The sequence below is a fragment of the Embleya sp. NPDC008237 genome, from assembly GCF_042956465.1.
GTDB lineage: Bacteria > Actinomycetota > Actinomycetes > Streptomycetales > Streptomycetaceae > Embleya.
Genome location: NZ_JBIBGL010000006.1, coordinates 171701 through 187688, shown reverse-complemented (window position 1 = coordinate 187688; position 15988 = coordinate 171701). Strand labels below are relative to the sequence as shown.

The following is a 15988-nucleotide window of genomic DNA, read 5'->3' as shown; positions in this document are numbered from 1 at the left end:
GACCCGCACCGGAGCACCGCACACACCCGAGAGCACCGCTCACATCGGCGAGCACTGTTCCGGCGAGCTCCCTCAACCGGCAAAGTGCCATCACGCGCCTCCCCCGTCAGCGCTGCTGCCGCCAACCCCGATCCCGCTCAACGCAACGCCCCCGCCCCCGCCCCCGCCCGGACCCCGACCCCCGACCGGCTCGGCACCGCCCTCGCCTCCACCCCCACCCCGACCCCCGCCCGACTCGGCACCGCCCCCACGCTCCCCCGCCCCCCGCTCGACATTGCCGACCCGGTCGAGCCGGACCGCGCAGACCTTGAACTCCGGCATCCGCGACACCGGGTCCAGGGCCGCGTTCGTCACCGAGTTCGCCCGCCCCGCGCCCGACCAGTGGAACGGCATGAAGACCGTGTCCGGCCGGATCTCCCGCGAAAGCCTCGCCGGCGCGACCGCGCGTCCTCGCCGACTCGTGACCGCGACCGGATCGCCCTCGCCCACCCCCATCCGCCCCGCCAGGTCCGGGTGCAGTTCCACGAACGGGCCGGGCGCCGCGCGGTTCAGGGTCGGTACGCGGCGGGTCTGGGCGCCGCTCTGGTACTGGCTCAGCACCCGGCCCGTGGTCAGGTACAGCGGATATTCCGCGTCCGGCTCCTCCGCCGCGGCCCGGTGCGTCGGCGCCGCGAAGCGGGCTCTTCCGTCCGGTGTGGCGAAGCGGTCCAGGAACAGCCGCGGCGTACCCGGGTGGGTCACCTCCGGGCAGGGCCAGAACACCCCGTCCTCGGCCCGGATGCGGTCGTAGGTGATCCCCGCGTAGTCCGCCGCGCCGCCCGCCGATGCCCGGCGCAGTTCGTCGAACACCTCCTCCGCGTCCGTCGCGAAGCCGCGCTCGACGCCCAGCCGGCGCGCGAGCGCGTTCAGTGTGAACAGGTCCGTCCGCACGCCCTCGGGTACCGGCAGGGCCGCCTGACGCAGGATCACCCTGCCCTCCAGGTTCGTCGTGGTTCCGTTCTCCTCGGCCCACTGGGCACTGGGCAGCACGACGTCGGCCAGCGCCGCGGTCTCGGACAGCACCACGTCCGCCACGACCAGGAAGTCCAGCGCCGCGAGTCGGGTCTCCACGTGCGCCGCGTTCGGCGCGGACACCACCGGGTTCGAGCCCATCACGAACAGGGCGCGGATCTCGTCGCCGCAGGAGTCCAACAGCTCGTACGCGGAACGCCCGGGTCCCGGCAGCGAATCCGCGTCCACGCCCCAGACGCCCGCCACGTGCGCCCGCGCGGTCGGGTCCGTGATCATTCGGTAGCCGGGCAGTTGGTCGGCCTTCTGGCCGTGTTCGCGTCCGCCCTGCCCGTTGCCCTGGCCGGTCAGGCAGCCGTACCCGGACAGCGGTCGGCCGGCCTTGCCGGCTGCCAGGCACAGATCGATCCAGGCCCCGACCGTGTCCACGCCCTTGCTCTGCTGCTCCGGGCCGCGGGCCGTCAGCACCATGGCCGTCGGCGCCGACGTGAACATGCGGATCGCTTCCCGCATCGCCTCCACCGGTACGCCGGTGATCCGCTCGACCCGCTCCGGCCAGTGCGCCATCGCCGCCGCCTGCGCCGCTTCGAAGCCGACCGTGCGGGCCGCCACGAATTCCTCGTCCACGTGCCCGTCGGCGATCAGCAGGTGCAGCAGGCCCAGCGCGAGCGCCAAGTCCGTACCCGGTACCGGCTGAAGGTGCAGATCGGCCTCGGCCGCCGTCCGGGTCCGGCGCGGGTCCACGACCACCAATCGCCCGCCGGCCGCGCGCATGTCGGTGAAGTAGCGCAGGGCCGGCGGCATCGTGTCCGCCGGATTGGCCCCGACCAGGACGACGCAGCCGGTCCGGGCGATGTCCTCCATCGGAAACGGCAGCCCGCGATCGATCCCGAACGCCGCCTTGCCCGCAGCCGCCGCCGAGGACATACAGAACCGGCCGTTGTAGTCGATGTTCGCCGTGCGCAGCACCACCCGCGCGAACTTCCCCAACAGATAGGCCTTCTCGTTGGTCAGTCCGCCGCCGCCGAACACCCCGACGGCATTTCGCCCGTACGCCCGGCCCGCGTCCGCCAACCCGGCCGCGACCCGGTCCAGCGCGTCGTCCCACCCGGCCTCGCGCAGCACCCCGTCGGCACCGCGCACCAGCGGCGCGGTCAGCCGTACTCCTCGCCGCAGCACCTCGGCCGCGCTCTGCCCCTTGCCGCACAACGCACCACGATTGACCGGAAACCCGGGCCGCTCGACCACCTCGACCGCGACATCCCCGGCTCCGGGGGCACCCGCAGCCCCCGCCGCACCCGGCCCGGCCCCGGCCCCCGAGCCCGGCTCGGCCCGCAGGCCCATGCCGCACTGCAGTGAGCAGTACGGGCAATGGGTGTCCGTCGTCGTGGTCCCGGCGTGCGTCGTCATGTCGGTAGCGTCGCGAGCTACGGTTACGCCGCCTGGTCTGCGATGTTGCGCCGGCGGTACGGCTGTCTCACCGGGCCGGGTGCCCGTCGTGAGAACCGTGACACCGAAGAGCCCCACGAAAACCCCAGACCTAACCCGGGGGTGATCACGCCGCAACACCCCCGTAACGCCGACCCTCCACTCTCGTCACATGGTTACTCGCACAAACGCCGCCGAACCCCTCGTCGGGCTCACGGTCGGCGTCACGGCCGCCCGGCGCCGCGACGAACTGGTCGCCCTGCTCGAACGTCGCGGCGCAAAGGTCGTGGGCACCGCGACGCTCAGCATCATCCCGTTGCGCGAGGACCACGTACTGCGTCTCGCCACCGAGCGCTGCCTGGTCGAACCGCTCGACTACGTGGTCGCGACGACCGGCGTGGGCTGGCGCGGCTGGATGAACGCGGCCGAGGGTTGGGGGCGATCCGCCGAGTTGCGCCGAGCCTGCGAGGCCGCGACGGTGATCAGCCGCGGTCCCAAGGCCACCGGAGCGGTTCGGGCCTCGGGGCTGCGCGAGACGTACTCGCCCGGCTCGGAGGCCAACGACGAGCTTCTGCACTGGTTGCTCGCCCGGGATCTGCGGGGCCGTCGGATAGCGCTCCAGGAACATGGCGCGCCGCTGGAGGGGTTCGCCTCGATCCTGCGCGAGCGCGGCGCCGAGGTGATCGAACTGCCCGTGTACCGATGGGGACCGCCGGAGGATCCGGTCGCGGTGCGCCGCCTGGTCGAGCAGGTGACCCGACGCGAGCTGCACGCGCTCACCTTCACCAGCGCACCCGCGATCGGCGCATTCCTCCAGACGGCCGACGAACTCGGGCGGCGCGAGGAGGTGTTGGCCGCGCTGCGGACGAGCGTGCTGCCCGTGTGCATAGGCGGGATCTGTGCCAAGCCGCTGACCGACGAGGGCGTGGATGCGGTGTGGCCGGAGCGGGGACGGCTGGGCTCGCTTGTGCGTACGGTCACCGAGACGCTGCCCGGGCGGGTTCGGCGCGAGTTGGACACCGGTACGGATCGCCTGATCCTGCAGGGCAGCGCGGTCCTGGTCCAGGGTGGCGTGATCTCGTTGTCGCCGGTGTCGGCAGCGGTCCTGCGCGCGCTGGCCGAACGACCGGGCTGGGTGCTCAGTCGCGCCGAACTCCTGCGCCGGGTCTGGCGTGACGCCTCCGCCGACGAACATGCGGTCGAGGCCGCCGTGGCCCGACTGCGCACCTCGCTCGGCCCGCACAAGGGGCTGATCAAGACGGTCACGAAACGCGGCTACCGCCTGGCCGTGGCAATCTGACACATCCGAAGCCGTAGCCGAGGGCACCCGACGTCACGAACTCCCCTCGCCCGCACCGCCGACAGGGCCCACCCGGCGGGCATATCACCCGCCTCGCCCTGTCGCCCATCGCGCCACGCCGCACGCCGCGCCGCCCTCGGCGTTGCGCGCCGTATCGGGAGCAGGCATTGTCCCGAGAGCGGTGAAACGACCGAGGCCGGTCCGCTGTCCCCCCGTCGAGGGGAGTTCCGCGCGTGAACCTCGAATGCCCGCGGTGCAAGCGGGAGTTGGCGTCCGTGGAGGTACTGCTCGATCAGTACGGCACGGCCGGCTCGCCCGGCCTGGCAACTCGCGGCACGGCCACGGCCCGCACCAGGCACGCCACGAGCAGCAGCACCTCGGGCCCCCGCACATCGCAGACGAGAACGAGGCCCCGGCCGGGCGCGCCACGATCGTGCATCGGTATCGAACCCCGCTACACCCGAGGTCCAGTGGAGGAAGGCACCCTCCCCGAGGAGGGTACGGGCCGCCCGAGGGCGCCGGCGCACCGGCCGAAGCCCCCCGGGCGCAGCGCAACGGCAGGTCGCGCATCGCGCGGCGCCCGGGGAAGGTACGGACGAGCCCGACGTGGTCGGGGCTGCGTACCGCTGGTGTGGCGTGGGTCGGTCAGTCCTTGACGATGCCCGAGGCGGCGACCACGATCTTGCCGTTGGTGGCGCCGGAGCGCGAACCCAGCGCCTCGATCCGGTCGACCAGTTCCTTGCCCTCGACGACCTCGCCGAAGACGACGTGCTTGCCGTCGAGCCACGAGGTGACGGCGGTGGTGATGAAGAACTGCGAGCCGTTGGTGTTCGCACCGGCGTTCGCCATCGACAGCAGGTACGGGCGGTCGTGCTTGAGCTTGAAGTTCTCGTCGGCGAACTTCTCGCCGAAGATGCTCTTGCCACCGGTGCCGTCGCCGCGGGTGAAGTCGCCACCCTGGAGCATGAACTCCGGGATCACCCGGTGGAACGGCGAACCGGCGTAGCCGAAGCCGTGCTCGCCCGTCGCGAGTTCGCGGAAGTTCCGGGCGGTCTGCGGGACGACCTCGTCGAAGAGGGAGAAGACGATGCGACCCTGGGGGACGTCGTTGATGCTGATGTCGAAGTAGACGTTGCTCATGGCGCCCATCCTGCCCTATTCGCGCGGGCCCACCCGTCCCGGGCTTCCCCACCCCGCCCCACCGGCACCCTCGACGCCCCGAACGGCGCCTCCCTCACCACCACGATCCGCCGCGCCCCCACCCGCACGCACCCCGGCGTGTCGCGCGCATCGAACGGATCGGCTCCCGCCTCGAACACCGTCGCAACGGCTGCCACCGGCCCGCGCCACCCGACGACCAAGCGTGCCCAACGACACACCCCGCGCCCCGCCCTTCGCGCCCCGCCTCTGCACCCCTCCACCCCTCCGCTCCGCACCCTCCGCCCGCTTCCCACCTTCCACACGCGCCTCGTCCACCCCTCCGTCTCTTCGCCTCCTCTGCCCCTTCGCCTCCTCCACCCCACGCATCACACGCATAACGGCTTCCCCCGCAGTCCTGTCGGGATGTCACCCCGGTCCGTACGATGCGAGTCATGACGGGGGTCACGGAAGACCGGAATCGGCACGGAAACCTGGTACTGCTGCTGGCCGCGCTGCTCTTCGCGGTCCTGGTGTTGCCGCACGTATTGGAGGACGACGACGGGCGCTCCCCGGCCGGGCTGACGGCGGCCACTCGGGGTCTGCCGTCGGGAGGGTTGCCCACGGGAGAGGCGTCGGTGCGCGGACTGCCGTCGGATCCGCGCCGGACGCCGGGACGAGCCACGCCGGACTCCCGCCCGGGGATCGATACGCCGCCGGCGCCGGTACGCGATCCGCAGGCGGACGCGTTCGCCGCCGTGGCCCGGAAGGGGGTCTGCCTCAACGCGTGGCAGACCGGCACCGAGCGCGGCAGCGGATGGAACAGCGACACCCCGCGCGCGGTGGACTGCGACGCGGATTCCGCATTCGTGCGGGTGGTCGGGGTCAATGCCACGAACTGTCCGACCGCCGATCCCGGGATCGCCGGTTGGCGGTACGGGAACGTCGAACTGTGCCTGGAACGGCAGTTCCGTCAGGGCCAGTGCTTCCTCGTCTCGCGCGAGGGCGGCACCCAGGACACGCCGCGCTATTCCGCCAACCTGTTCACCTGGGTCGATTGCGGCGCGCAGCGGATCCCGTCGGGCTTCGACTCGCTCCTGGCCGTCACCGGCGTGTATCGCGCGCCGAGCAACGTGCAGGCCGGAGCGTGTGCACGGGCGGCCAACGACCGTACGTACTACTGGTATTGGGTCGCGCGCTCGAACAGCACCCTGGTCTGCGCCACCTACCCGCGCCGATGAAATGCCGTGCCTTCGGGTTCAGTTGCGTGTCGCCGTGTGCATGACACCGAATCCGATCCCGAGGGCGGCGACCACGATCGGGCCCGACGCGAAGTAGTAGGCCGCGGTGACGGAAGCCAGTGCGCAGTACGCGGCGGAAACGTAGGACAGGGCCACCTGTAGTTCCGCCGAGCCGTGCCTGTTGAGGCGCACGACCAGGGCGCAGCAGACCGCCGCCCACAGCGCCGCACGCTCCTGCCCGAACGACGCCGACTCGTACAGTTCGACCGCGTCGCGATGCCAACCGTCGTCGGCCAGCGACGCGGCGAAGTCGAGCACCGAGCGGAGACCGTCCGGTGGCCGGCGGGTCCCGGAGCTCAGGCCCTCCATCGTCGATCTCCAGTATTCGGACAGGAGCAGAATCGCCAGCCCGACGCTGTGGCACACCTTGGCGAACCCGTCACCGGAGCCCAGGCGCGACGCACTCCCGCCGTCCTCCCCGGCCTCGGATCCCGCCGTACCGCCGTCCCCCGTACCCCCGTCAACCGCCATACCGGCAGCGTAGCGAGGAGCGCGCCACCGCGCGGGCTCATGGCACACCGAACGACCATGGCACGTCGCCGAGTTCGAAAAGCAGTCCGCTCCACGCACCGGCCGTCGGGGCGGAGCGGGTGGCGGGATGCCCGCCCGGATCGTCGACCTGGTCCTTCCTCGTGGGTCGGCCGGGTGTGGCGGGACCGGGCGGGCGGCGCGATCAGTACGAGAGCGAGACGCGGCGCCGGAAGAGGGCGCGATCGTCGAGGTGGCTGAGGACGAAGTCGGCGAGGTCGGCGCGGGAGATCTGCGTCGGCCGATCGAGCGGGCGGTCCTCGTCGTGGGTGAATCGATACGTGCCGGTGCGTGGTCCGTTGGTGAGCATGGGGGCCCGCACCACGGTCCAGTCGACCCGGTCGTCGGTGGCGAGGTCGTCCTCCATGCGCCGCATGTCGGCGTAGGCGTGGCGGTGCAGCGGCCGGATGATCAGGCGGGTGACCAGGCGTTGGGCCGCCGGCGTACCGGCTCCGGAGTCCAGGGCGCCGGAGGAGAGGCAGAACAGGCGCCGGACGCCCGCGGCGGTCATCGATCGGCGCAGGTTGGCCGTGCCCTGCGAGTAGATCGTGGTGCGCGCCCGGGTGGTGGCGCCCAGCGCGCTGAGCACGACGGTGTGGCCGGGCAGTACGACGTCGAGGTCGGCTCGATCCAGTGCGTCGCCGGCCACGACGCGCAGGCGCTCGTGGCGTGTGGTGATGCGTTCGGGGTGTCGGGCGAGGGCGGTGACGTGGTGGCCGGCGACCAGGGCCTGCCCCACCAGGCGGGCTCCCGTACCGCCGGCCGCGCCTACGACGAGCAGGTTCACGTCGCGGTCGGGTTCGGTCGCAGGCCACCGGCGGGGCGGCGGAAGGGCGGCGAGCCGGCGAGCTTGCCGCCGTCGATCGGCAGTGTGGCGCCGGTGATGAAGGACGATGCGTCCGAGCAAAGCCACACCACCGCCGCCGCGACCTCCTCCGGGAGGCCGATCCGGCGCATCGGCATCGCCTGGGCGGCGGCCTGCCGGGCCTGTTCGCCGGCGGCTTCGAGTTGTTCGGTGTGAATGGGTCCGGGTGCGAGTGCGTTGACCCGGATGCCCGCGTCGGCGTAGTCGAGTGCGGCGGTCCGGGTGAGCCCGATCAGCCCGAACTTGGCCGAGACGTAGCCCGTCAGTCCGCCGACTGCCTGGAGTCCGGCGGTGGAGGACATGTTGACGATGGCGCCCGCACCCCGATCGAGCATGGCGGGGATCTCGTACTTCATGGCCAGGAAGACCCCGCGCAGGTTGACGGCCAGGGCGCTGTCGAAGTCGGCGATCTGCACGTCGGCGAGCGGAGTGGGCGGATGGCCGCCGCCGGCTGCGTTGTTGACCGCCGCGTCCAGGCGTCCGAACCGGTCCAGGGTCGCGTCGACCAGGTGTTCGACGGCGGCGGGATCGGTGACGTCGGTGGGTACGGCGAGCGCGCGACCGCCGGCCGCTTCGATCTCGGCGGCCGACGCGTGCAGCGCGTCGGCGTCCCGGGCGGCCAGCACGACCGCCGCTCCGGCGCGGTGCAGGGCACGGGCGGTGGCGGCGCCGATGCCACGGCTCGCGCCGGTCACGATCGCGACCCGGCCGTCGAGCGGTTGTTCGGTGAACATGGTGCACTCCTGTATCGAGGCTGAGCGAATGTGTCGGGGGTTCGGGTGCAGAGCGAAGGAAAGTCGGGCTCGGCCGGGCCGGAAGCGCTTCCGGGCAGGCCGGGGTAGGCGCGACCCGGTGGGTCGCGTAGGATTCAATGGACAGACAGTAAATCCAAATGATGGAAGGGGCAAGCCGCGTGAGTCCGCGCGTGTACAAGTCCGACAAGCGCCAAACCGCTGCCGAGGACACCCGGCAGCGGATTCTGGCGGCCGCCCGCGCGCTGCTGGCGGGCCCGAAACCCACCCAGATCTCGGTGGACGCGATCGCCAAGGCCGCGGACGTGTCACGGCAGACGATCTACAACGCCTTCGGCTCCAAGTCCGGCCTCCTGGAAGCCCTGTTCGACTCGCTGGCCGGCCGGGCGGACATCGACCTGCCCCGGGCCTTCGCCGCCGTCGACGCGGACGCGGCGCTGCGCCGGTTCACCGAGGGCTTCTGCCGCTTCTGGGCCTCGGATCCGGTCGTGATCCGCCGACTGCGCGGCATGGCCGTGCTGGACTCGGACCTCGACCGGTTGCTGCGCGAGCGCGACGACATGCGCCGCACCGCGCTGACCACGCTGCTGGGCGCACATGCGGAGGCGACCGCCGACGACACGATCGACCTCATCTGGCAGCTCACCGGCTTCGAGACCTACGACGGCCTGGCCCGCCGCGAACCCACTCGGGACCCGGCGGCGGTGACCGACCTGGTGGCGACCGCCGTCACGGCCGTGTACGCGGCGGCGGGCGACTGAGGCCCGGTCGGCGGCCCGGTGGGTCGGTGTCGGTGCGGACGGATACATTCGCCGGTGCCGCCGGAGACTTGCCCCCCAACCAGGTCCGGCGGCGCCGAACGGTCCGCCGCCCTCGGGGCGGCGGACCGTTCACACCGAACGCCGAACCCGGCCCGGCGGCGGCTTGACGTGCGTGTGGGATCACCGTCGGGGTGCGGTGAGCGGAGGGCGGCGGTGCGCCCGGCACGAGGGCGAGTACGGTGAGGTCTCGGCGCACCGGCTCCGCAACTCCCGCGCCGCGCCCGGCACATCGCGGGTGACTGCGGACGGGCGTGCGGAGCGGGGCCGTTGTGGCCGCGCCGCCCGCTCGGCGTCATCCGGCGGACGCGCCGGCCTCTCGGGGGTGCCCGGACGAGCCCGGCCCGGCGCCGAGGGACCCGGCGGTACGTCCCGACGGGCGCTCCCCCGGCTCCTGGCGGAAGTGACTGGGACGCCCGTCGCGATGGACCAGCACACCCAGGCGGGCAGCGTCGGCGCGGCGGAGCAGGTGCGGTCGGCCGTCCGGGCCATGCAGGACGGCGGCGTGCCAGGGAGTGGCCCACACGTCGGGCGTGTCCAGAAGTCGGATGCCGAACTTCTCGGCGCCGCGTCGTTGCGGGTGGATGGACAGGCGCAGCGCGTCCGGGTGGCGTTCGGCGATCAGGCCGCTCCACGCGCGGCTGCGCTGGATGACCCCGTACGCGCGGGTGCGGCAGTCGCGTTGCAGCGCGGAGCGGGTGCCGGGGAAGTCCACCGCGTCCTCGAAGAGGAACCGGGTGATCCCGCGATACAGGCGCAGCGCGTCCTCGTCGGCGCGCACCTGGGCCCGCAACTGTGCGACGCCGGGTGCGTGCCGCGCGTGCAGCCAGGCGCGTCTGCGCTCGTGGGTGTCCGCGCCGTGGACGTCGCGCGGTCCGTCCCGGACGTCGCGCAGGTCGAGGACACCCAGGTGGCGCAGGTCGTCCCGGGCGATGATCGCGCGCAGTTCGTCGGCGTAGGCGTCGACGTGCGGGTCCGGGACGTTGACGAGGTCGGCGAAGACGTGGCCGTCGGAGCAGATCAACATGCGCGCGCCGGGCGGGTGGACGCGGGCGATCGAGGCGCACAGTCGGTCGAGGAAGGCCAGGCTCAGGCGTTCGCCCTCGTCGGGGAGCCGGCCGAGGACCTTGTCCGGATTCGGCGACTTGCAGGGGAAGGCCGGGAGGGTGAACACGACGGGTTCGTCGCGGTCGACGAAGTGGGCGAGGCGGTCGAGTTGGCGGGGGAAGTCGGTGACCGCATCGGGCTCGGCGTAGGCGTCGCCGCCGGGCCGGCGCCCCTGCTCCGCCGCACGGCGGTGCGGCAGCAGGAGGGCCAGGATCGCGGCGCAGGTCGCGGATGTGCGCGCGGGGTCGCGGGGGCGGGTGGCGGCGTGCATGGGTCGGTGTCTCCACGGGGGCAGGCGGCAGGGGGCGCCTCGGCGCGGGCGGTGTGGGAATGCGGTGGCTCGGGTGCGGGCGTGCCGCGATGGGGGCTGCTCAGGTGCGTTCGCGATAGGTGACCGGCAGCGAGTCGACGCCGCGGGCGAGTACTGCGGGGATCCAGCCGATCTCCTCGACCGGTACCGCCGGGGCCAGGTCGGGCAGGCGCGCGAGCAGGGTGCCGAGGGCGACCTGGAGTTCGACCCGGGCCAGGGCGGCGGCGGGGCAGAAGTGCGGGCCGTGTCCGAACGCGAGATGCGGGTTGGGGCTGCGGTCGAAGTCGAGGGTGTCGGCGTCGGGGAAACGTTTCGGGTCGCGGTTGGCCGCGCACAGCGAGACGATGATTGAATCGCCGGCGGGCACGGTGGTCCCGTGCAGGTCGTCGTCCGCGCCGAGGAAGCGCCACGTGGTGAGTTCGAACGCGCTGTCGTAGCGCAGCAGTTCCTCGACCGCTGCGGGCAACAGGGCGGGCTCGGCGCGCAGTCGGGCCAGGTGCCCGGGGTGGCGCAGCAGGGTCATCAGGGCGGTGCTGATCTGGTTGGTGACCGGTTCCTGTCCGGCGACCAGGAGTTGGAAGACCATCGAGTCCAGTTCCTGGTCGGTGAGATCGCCGGCGGTGTGTGCGGCCACCAGTCGGCAGAGCAGGCCGTCGTCCGGGTGGGCACGCCGGTCGGCGACCACGTCGGCGATGTAGGTCTGGAGTGCGCGCAACCGTCCCTCGTAGTCGGCGCGTCCGGGATCCCCGGGCCCGACCGGCTGGACGACCTTGCACCATTCGCGGCGGAATCCGGCGGCCGACTCGGCCGGGAGGCCGATGACTTCGGCCAGGACCAGGAACGGGAAGCGGGCGGCGAAGCACGCGACCAGGTCGGTCCCGCCGGTGGCGGGCATGGCGTCGAGCAGGGTGTCGGCGATGTGTTGGATCCGCGGGCGCAGCGCCTCGATCCGGCGCGGTGCGAACGCGTCGGTGACCAGGCGTCGCATGGCGGTGTGCTTGGGCGGGTCCTGGTGCAGCAGATGAACCTGGAGTTGCGCGTGTTGCGGTTCGGGCATGATCGAGGCGAGGGCTCGCCAGCGGTCGTTGCCCAGGTCGTGATTCTTGCCCAGGCGCGGGTCGTTGAGCGTGGCGTGGGCGGCCTCGTAGCCGGTGACCAGCCAGGCCCCGACGCCGCTGGGAAAGCGCACCCGATGAATGGGGCCGGCGTCGCGAAGCTTGGTGTACAGCGGGTAGGGATCGCGCTTGTACTCGCGCCCGTACAGGTCGACGGGTTCGCGGGGGTTGCCGGCCGACGCGTCGGCATCCGCGGCCCGCACACCGGCGTTCCGGCCGAGCGCGTCGGTATTCGGCCCCTGCGTACGGGCGTTCGGGCCCGGTTCGGGCGTGCTTGTACCGGGTTCGGCCTGGGTCACGGGGGCGCCTTCCTGGTGCGGATTCCCAACGGTGGCGTCGCGAAGGGGTGCGGCGGGCTCGGTTCTCGGGGTGTGGACCCCGCCGGCGCGTGCGTAGGTACCCGAGTAGTCGGGCGCGAGGCGACTCCGGTTCCGGCGAAGCGGAGATGGTTTCCCGAGCCCGCCGCCTCTTCCGCTCCCGTGTCACCATGGGCGCGCGGACGCCGCCACCCTCGCCGAAGGAAACGGCGAGGGCGGCGGGTGGCGGGCGGCGGGTGGGTCAGCCGGGCATGGCGGTGCCGCCGTTGACCCGCAGGATTTGGCCGGTGACGAAACCCGAGGCCGGGGAGGCGAGGTAGCGGATGGCCCAGGCGACGTCGTCCGGTCGGCCGATGCGTCGCAGGGCCGCCGCCTCGATGTTGGCGGCATGCGGGACGCCGGCGGTCATCGGCGTATCGATGACACCCGGTGCGACGGCGTTGACCCGTACACCCCGGGAACCCACCTCGATGGCGAGGGTCTTCGTGAGTTGGGCGACCGCGGCCTTCGACATCGCGTAGCACGCGACGTTGGGGCGCAGCGTGTCGATGGCGCTGGAGGCGACGTTGACGATGCTGCCGTGGCCCTGGGCGGTCATCACCCGGGCCGCGGCGCGGCAGCCGAAGAAGACGCCCTTGAGGTTGACCGCGAGGACCCGGTCCAGATCGGCCTCGTCGGTGTCGACCACCGGCCGGGAGTACGGGATTCCGGCGACGTTCACCATGATGTCGAGCCGGCCGTGCTGCTCGGCCGTGCCGGTGACCAGGCGCTCGACCGCGTCGGCGTCCGTGACGTCGAGGGTGTGCGGGTGGGCGCAGCCACGACCGTAGGCCGCGTCGATCGCCTCGGCGGTGTCGGCCGCGCCGGGCCCGTTGTGGTCCGTACACACCACGTGGGCCCCCGATTCGGCCAGCCGGACCGCGGTCGCCCGGCCGATGCCGCTCGCCGCGCCGGTGACCACGGCGACCCACCCGGTCAGGTCGTCGGCGGCGGTCATCGAACGCCCCCGTCCGCCGCGTCGAGAGCCGCGAGCGCCACTCGGGCCGCGTCGGCCGCGGTGCGATAGATGCCCCGGCCCATGAAGGAGGGTTCCGCGTCGAGGCGCACGCCGAACGCGTCGGCGGCGGCCTGCTGGGCGCACCTGCTCCCCGGTTCGGCGAGCGCCGCCAACTCGGCCAGATGGCAGGCCAGTTGCGGGTCGTCGGCGAGCACCGCCCGGGCCCGCTCGGCCAGGACGTCGGCGCCGCCGGCGAGTTCCGCGAGGGCGGCGGCGAGTCGTTCGCGCGGTGCGGGCAGCAGGTCGGCGGCGTAGCCGTTCCACCAGCCGCCGTACAACCGGATCACGTTGGCCGCGATGAATTCGGGCCGGTCGTGCAACGGCCGCAGGTACGGCAGGTGTTCGAGGTGCGCGGGCACGCGCAGGGTGTCCAGGATGGCGTCCGGGCGCAGTCCGGCGTTCAGGCCGGCCAGCGTGTGTTCGACGATGTGGCGCAGCAACTCTGCGGCATGACCGAGGCGTTCGCGGACGACCTGCGCGCCGACGATCGGCATCGAGTGGCCGGGGATCAGGACCTGTGCGTCCAGGGCGGCGATCCACTCGAACGCGTCGGCCCATTCCTCGGCGTAGCGCTGGACCTTCTGCGGGTTGCCGGCGTTGGGACACACGCCGTTCCACAGGTCGCCGACGCAGACCAGGCGCCGGCCGGGCATCCACACCCACGTGGCGTCGTCGGTCTCCGCACGCGCGTGGTGCAGTCGGAGCTCCTCGCCGCCGATGCGCAGGGTCAGCGCGTCGTCGTAGAGCGTGTCCGGCCAGATCACGTCGGAGTCCTGGCTCGGCCACCAGGTGCGTGATCCGCCGGATTGCCGGGCGTTCAGCGTCGTGTTGAACGCGGCGGTGCGGATGTAGCGGCGGAACCGGTCCATGGTCGCGCGGTGCGCGACGATCCTGGGGCGCGGGTCACCGCGTCGGGCGGCCTCGGCCAGCAGCGGGCCGTGGCCGAACGCGTGGTCGATGTGCGCGTGGGTGTACACCACGGTGTGCAGCGGCGCCCGGGTGACCGTGCGGATCAGCCGGAGCAGTTCCGGTCCGTCGTGGCGCATCCCGGTGTCGACCAGGACCAGGCCCTCGTCGGTCTCGATCACCGCGCAATTGACCACACCCGCGGTGATCTGCCACGTACGCGGCGCCACCTCGATGGCCCGGCCCTTGGATTCCGACCACACCTCGAACAGCTGCCCCATGGTGCTCACGGGCGTGCGGTGCGGCGGCACGCCGGCGCTCTCCGGCGCGTCGGCGGCGTCGGGTATCCGATCGTTCATGTGCGTCTCCCTGGCTGGGCGGACCTGTCCATCACCTGATTGAATCAGGTGATGGACTATCATGATCCGGCAACGGCGACAAGGCCGGGCGACGGTGCTGGAAGGCGGCTACACCATGCGGGACAACGTGGAGGTGCGAACGGGGGCGAGCGGCGACACGACCGTGCGACGCCTGATCGAGGCCGCCGAACGCCGGATCGCGGAGGTGGGCGTCGATGCCGCGTCGATGCGTGCGATCAACGCGGACGCGGGGGTCAACGTGGCCGCGGCGCACTACCACTTCGGTTCCAAGCAGGCCCTGGTACGGGCTGTGCTCGCGCACCGCATGAGCGAACTGGCCGCGCGGCGCGACCGCCACCTCGCCGCCCTGGCATCGGCCGCGGAGCCCGCGCTCGACGCGGTCGCCGGGGCGTTCGTGCGTCCGCTCCAGGAGATCGCCCGCGAGAAGCCCTGGGGGCGCACGTACCTCAACTTCCTGGCCGCGCTTGCCCGGGCGGCCCCGCCGTGGCGCGAACTGCTGGCCGAACAGGCCGCCCTGCACCGCGCGGCCTTCGACGCCGAACTCGCCCGGTCCCTCCCGGGCCTCCCCCGCGACGTCCTGCGGACCCGCTTCGGCTGGGCGGCGCTCACCGTGGTCACGGCCCTCGCCGACGCGGCGGATCCGGGCGACACCCCCACGGTCGCCGACGACCTGGTCGACTACATCTGCGGCGCCCTGGGCGCACCGGTGCACCGGGAACCCCGCGGGTGAGCGACCTGCCGGGTCGAGGCCCATGTGTTGCCCGGTACGAGTGCACGGGGAACCGGGAACCCGGCGGGTGAGCCACCCGCCGTCGCACAAGCGGACGCGGCCGCGCACCGGAACGAATCGTCCGGTGCGCGGCCGCGTCGGCGGATCTCCCCGAAGACGGCCGGTACTTCGGTCGCCGTCGGGGCGGGGTCGGTCGTGGACTACACCGATGCCATGATGCGGCGCGGCGCGTCGAGGACGCGGCTGACGACCTGGATCAGGATCGGGGGTTGGTCGCTGTCGTGGCGACCGTTGGCGAGGATGTAGTAGACCTGCTCGACCGAGGGCGGCCCGACGGCCAGTGCCTGTCGCACGGCCTCGCCGGACGTGGCCTCGCCGGTCCGCACCGAGTAGGCGGCCGACATGGCGCCGGTCCGGCCGACACCGGCGCCGCAGTGCACGAACACCGGCCCGTCGGACGTCTGCACGACCCGCAGGAAGTCGTCGACCTGCGCCTGGGTGGGGGTCTGACCGTCGCGGATCGGCAGCCGGACGAGCTCGAGCCCGGCCTGCGCCGGACGATCGAGTTCGGCCGGGGTCATCTTCTCCGCGCGCAGGTCCACGACGGTGCGCACGCCCCGGTCGGCGAGGGCCCGGTATCCGGGATCACCCGGCGCGGAACCACGCCACACCTTCTCGTCCACCTGCTTGAAGTGCTTGATCCCGGCGACCGAGCCGCCCGACGACTCGCCGTGTTGGGCCACCGCGTGGGCGCCGAGCATGCCCAGGACGGAGACCAGCCAGATCACGCCGTAGCCGAGCGCCCCGACGATCACATACTTGATGACGCGCCTGCGCACACTCCGCCGACGAGCGGCGGGGGCGGGAGGGCCGGCAGCGGGAGAGGCTGCGGGAGCAACGGGCAGGGGGACCATGGGTCCGGACAACTT

The 15988-nt window shown here is 72.7% G+C and carries 14 protein-coding genes; 4 read left to right on the top strand and 10 right to left on the bottom strand.

Going from position 1 to position 15988, the window contains the following annotated elements:
- Positions 1-90: 90 nt before the first annotated feature.
- Positions 91-2418, bottom strand: coding sequence for a molybdopterin oxidoreductase family protein (locus ACFZBU_RS17725; protein ID WP_391584512.1), 2328 nt, complete (start codon positions 2416-2418; stop codon positions 91-93).
- 190 nt (positions 2419-2608) lie between these two features.
- Here ACFZBU_RS17725 and ACFZBU_RS17720 point away from each other — a divergent pair, with 190 nt between their 5' ends.
- A complete protein-coding gene (locus ACFZBU_RS17720) occupies positions 2609-3736 on the top strand; it encodes a uroporphyrinogen-III synthase (protein WP_391584511.1) in 1128 nt (375 codons plus the stop codon).
- 645 nt (positions 3737-4381) lie between these two features.
- Here ACFZBU_RS17720 and ACFZBU_RS17715 read toward each other — a convergent pair.
- Positions 4382-4876 carry a peptidylprolyl isomerase gene (locus ACFZBU_RS17715; protein WP_391584510.1) on the bottom strand — a complete coding sequence of 165 codons (495 nt, stop codon included), beginning with the start codon at positions 4874-4876 and terminating at the stop codon, positions 4382-4384.
- Between the two features lie 452 nt (positions 4877-5328).
- Between ACFZBU_RS17715 and ACFZBU_RS17710 the strand changes: the two genes are divergently transcribed.
- Positions 5329-6114, top strand: coding sequence for a hypothetical protein (locus ACFZBU_RS17710; RefSeq protein WP_391584509.1), 786 nt, complete (start codon positions 5329-5331; stop codon positions 6112-6114).
- Between the two features lie 18 nt (positions 6115-6132).
- On the opposite strand, the gene ACFZBU_RS17705 is transcribed toward ACFZBU_RS17710, so the two are convergent.
- From ACFZBU_RS17705 to ACFZBU_RS17695, 3 genes are all read right to left on the bottom strand, one after another.
- Positions 6133-6645, bottom strand: coding sequence for a hypothetical protein (locus tag ACFZBU_RS17705; protein WP_391584508.1), 513 nt, complete (start codon positions 6643-6645; stop codon positions 6133-6135).
- Between the two features lie 202 nt (positions 6646-6847).
- The gene (locus ACFZBU_RS17700; RefSeq protein WP_391584507.1) at positions 6848-7489 is read right to left on the bottom strand and encodes an NAD(P)-dependent oxidoreductase; all 642 of its coding nucleotides are present in this window, start codon (positions 7487-7489) and stop codon (positions 6848-6850) included.
- Complete coding sequence (locus tag ACFZBU_RS17695; protein WP_391584506.1) at positions 7486-8301, bottom strand: SDR family NAD(P)-dependent oxidoreductase; 816 nt, start codon at positions 8299-8301, stop codon at positions 7486-7488. The genes ACFZBU_RS17700 and ACFZBU_RS17695 overlap by 4 nt, the downstream gene beginning before the upstream one ends.
- A gap of 179 nt (positions 8302-8480) precedes the next feature.
- Between ACFZBU_RS17695 and ACFZBU_RS17690 the strand changes: the two genes are divergently transcribed.
- Positions 8481-9080, top strand: a complete 600-nt coding sequence (locus ACFZBU_RS17690) for a TetR/AcrR family transcriptional regulator (RefSeq protein WP_391584505.1) — start codon at positions 8481-8483, stop codon at positions 9078-9080.
- Between the two features lie 352 nt (positions 9081-9432).
- On the opposite strand, the gene ACFZBU_RS17685 is transcribed toward ACFZBU_RS17690, so the two are convergent.
- From ACFZBU_RS17685 to ACFZBU_RS17670, 4 genes are all read right to left on the bottom strand, one after another.
- Positions 9433-10515, bottom strand: coding sequence for an L-tyrosine/L-tryptophan isonitrile synthase family protein (locus ACFZBU_RS17685; protein ID WP_391584504.1), 1083 nt, complete (start codon positions 10513-10515; stop codon positions 9433-9435).
- Between the two features lie 100 nt (positions 10516-10615).
- Positions 10616-11872: a cytochrome P450 gene (locus ACFZBU_RS17680; RefSeq protein ID WP_391584745.1), complete on the bottom strand. Its 1257-nt coding sequence runs from the start codon at positions 11870-11872 to the stop codon at positions 10616-10618.
- A 355-nt stretch (positions 11873-12227) separates the two neighbouring features.
- A complete protein-coding gene (locus ACFZBU_RS17675; protein ID WP_391584503.1) occupies positions 12228-12983 on the bottom strand; it encodes an SDR family NAD(P)-dependent oxidoreductase in 756 nt (251 codons plus the stop codon).
- Entirely contained in the window at positions 12980-14308 is a 1329-nt protein-coding gene (locus tag ACFZBU_RS17670; protein WP_391584502.1) for an alkyl sulfatase dimerization domain-containing protein, read from the bottom strand. The genes ACFZBU_RS17675 and ACFZBU_RS17670 overlap by 4 nt, the downstream gene beginning before the upstream one ends.
- Positions 14309-14369: 61 nt before the next feature.
- On the opposite strand from ACFZBU_RS17670, the gene ACFZBU_RS17665 reads away from it, so the two are divergent.
- Positions 14370-15059 carry a TetR/AcrR family transcriptional regulator gene (locus tag ACFZBU_RS17665; protein WP_391584501.1) on the top strand — a complete coding sequence of 230 codons (690 nt, stop codon included), beginning with the start codon at positions 14370-14372 and terminating at the stop codon, positions 15057-15059.
- A gap of 200 nt (positions 15060-15259) precedes the next feature.
- On the opposite strand, the gene ACFZBU_RS17660 is transcribed toward ACFZBU_RS17665, so the two are convergent.
- Positions 15260-15898, bottom strand: coding sequence for a tyrosine-protein phosphatase (locus ACFZBU_RS17660; protein ID WP_391584500.1), 639 nt, complete (start codon positions 15896-15898; stop codon positions 15260-15262).
- Positions 15899-15988: the final 90 nt, after the last annotated feature.

Bases quoted from the DNA above. Each gene is read 5' to 3' on its own strand.
- ACFZBU_RS17725 (WP_391584512.1), bottom strand. From the start codon at position 2,418: ATGACGACGCACGCCGGGACCACGACGACGGACACCCATTGCCCGTAC.
- ACFZBU_RS17720 (WP_391584511.1), top strand. From the start codon at position 2,609: ATGGTTACTCGCACAAACGCCGCCGAACCCCTCGTCGGGCTCACGGTC.
- ACFZBU_RS17715 (WP_391584510.1), bottom strand. From the start codon at position 4,876: ATGAGCAACGTCTACTTCGACATCAGCATCAACGACGTCCCCCAGGGT.
- ACFZBU_RS17710 (WP_391584509.1), top strand. From the start codon at position 5,329: ATGACGGGGGTCACGGAAGACCGGAATCGGCACGGAAACCTGGTACTG.
- ACFZBU_RS17705 (WP_391584508.1), bottom strand. From the start codon at position 6,645: ATGGCGGTTGACGGGGGTACGGGGGACGGCGGTACGGCGGGATCCGAG.
- ACFZBU_RS17695 (WP_391584506.1), bottom strand. From the start codon at position 8,301: ATGTTCACCGAACAACCGCTCGACGGCCGGGTCGCGATCGTGACCGGC.
- ACFZBU_RS17685 (WP_391584504.1), bottom strand. From the start codon at position 10,515: ATGCACGCCGCCACCCGCCCCCGCGACCCCGCGCGCACATCCGCGACC.
- ACFZBU_RS17675 (WP_391584503.1), bottom strand. From the start codon at position 12,983: ATGACCGCCGCCGACGACCTGACCGGGTGGGTCGCCGTGGTCACCGGC.
- ACFZBU_RS17670 (WP_391584502.1), bottom strand. From the start codon at position 14,308: ATGAACGATCGGATACCCGACGCCGCCGACGCGCCGGAGAGCGCCGGC.
- ACFZBU_RS17665 (WP_391584501.1), top strand. From the start codon at position 14,370: ATGATCCGGCAACGGCGACAAGGCCGGGCGACGGTGCTGGAAGGCGGC.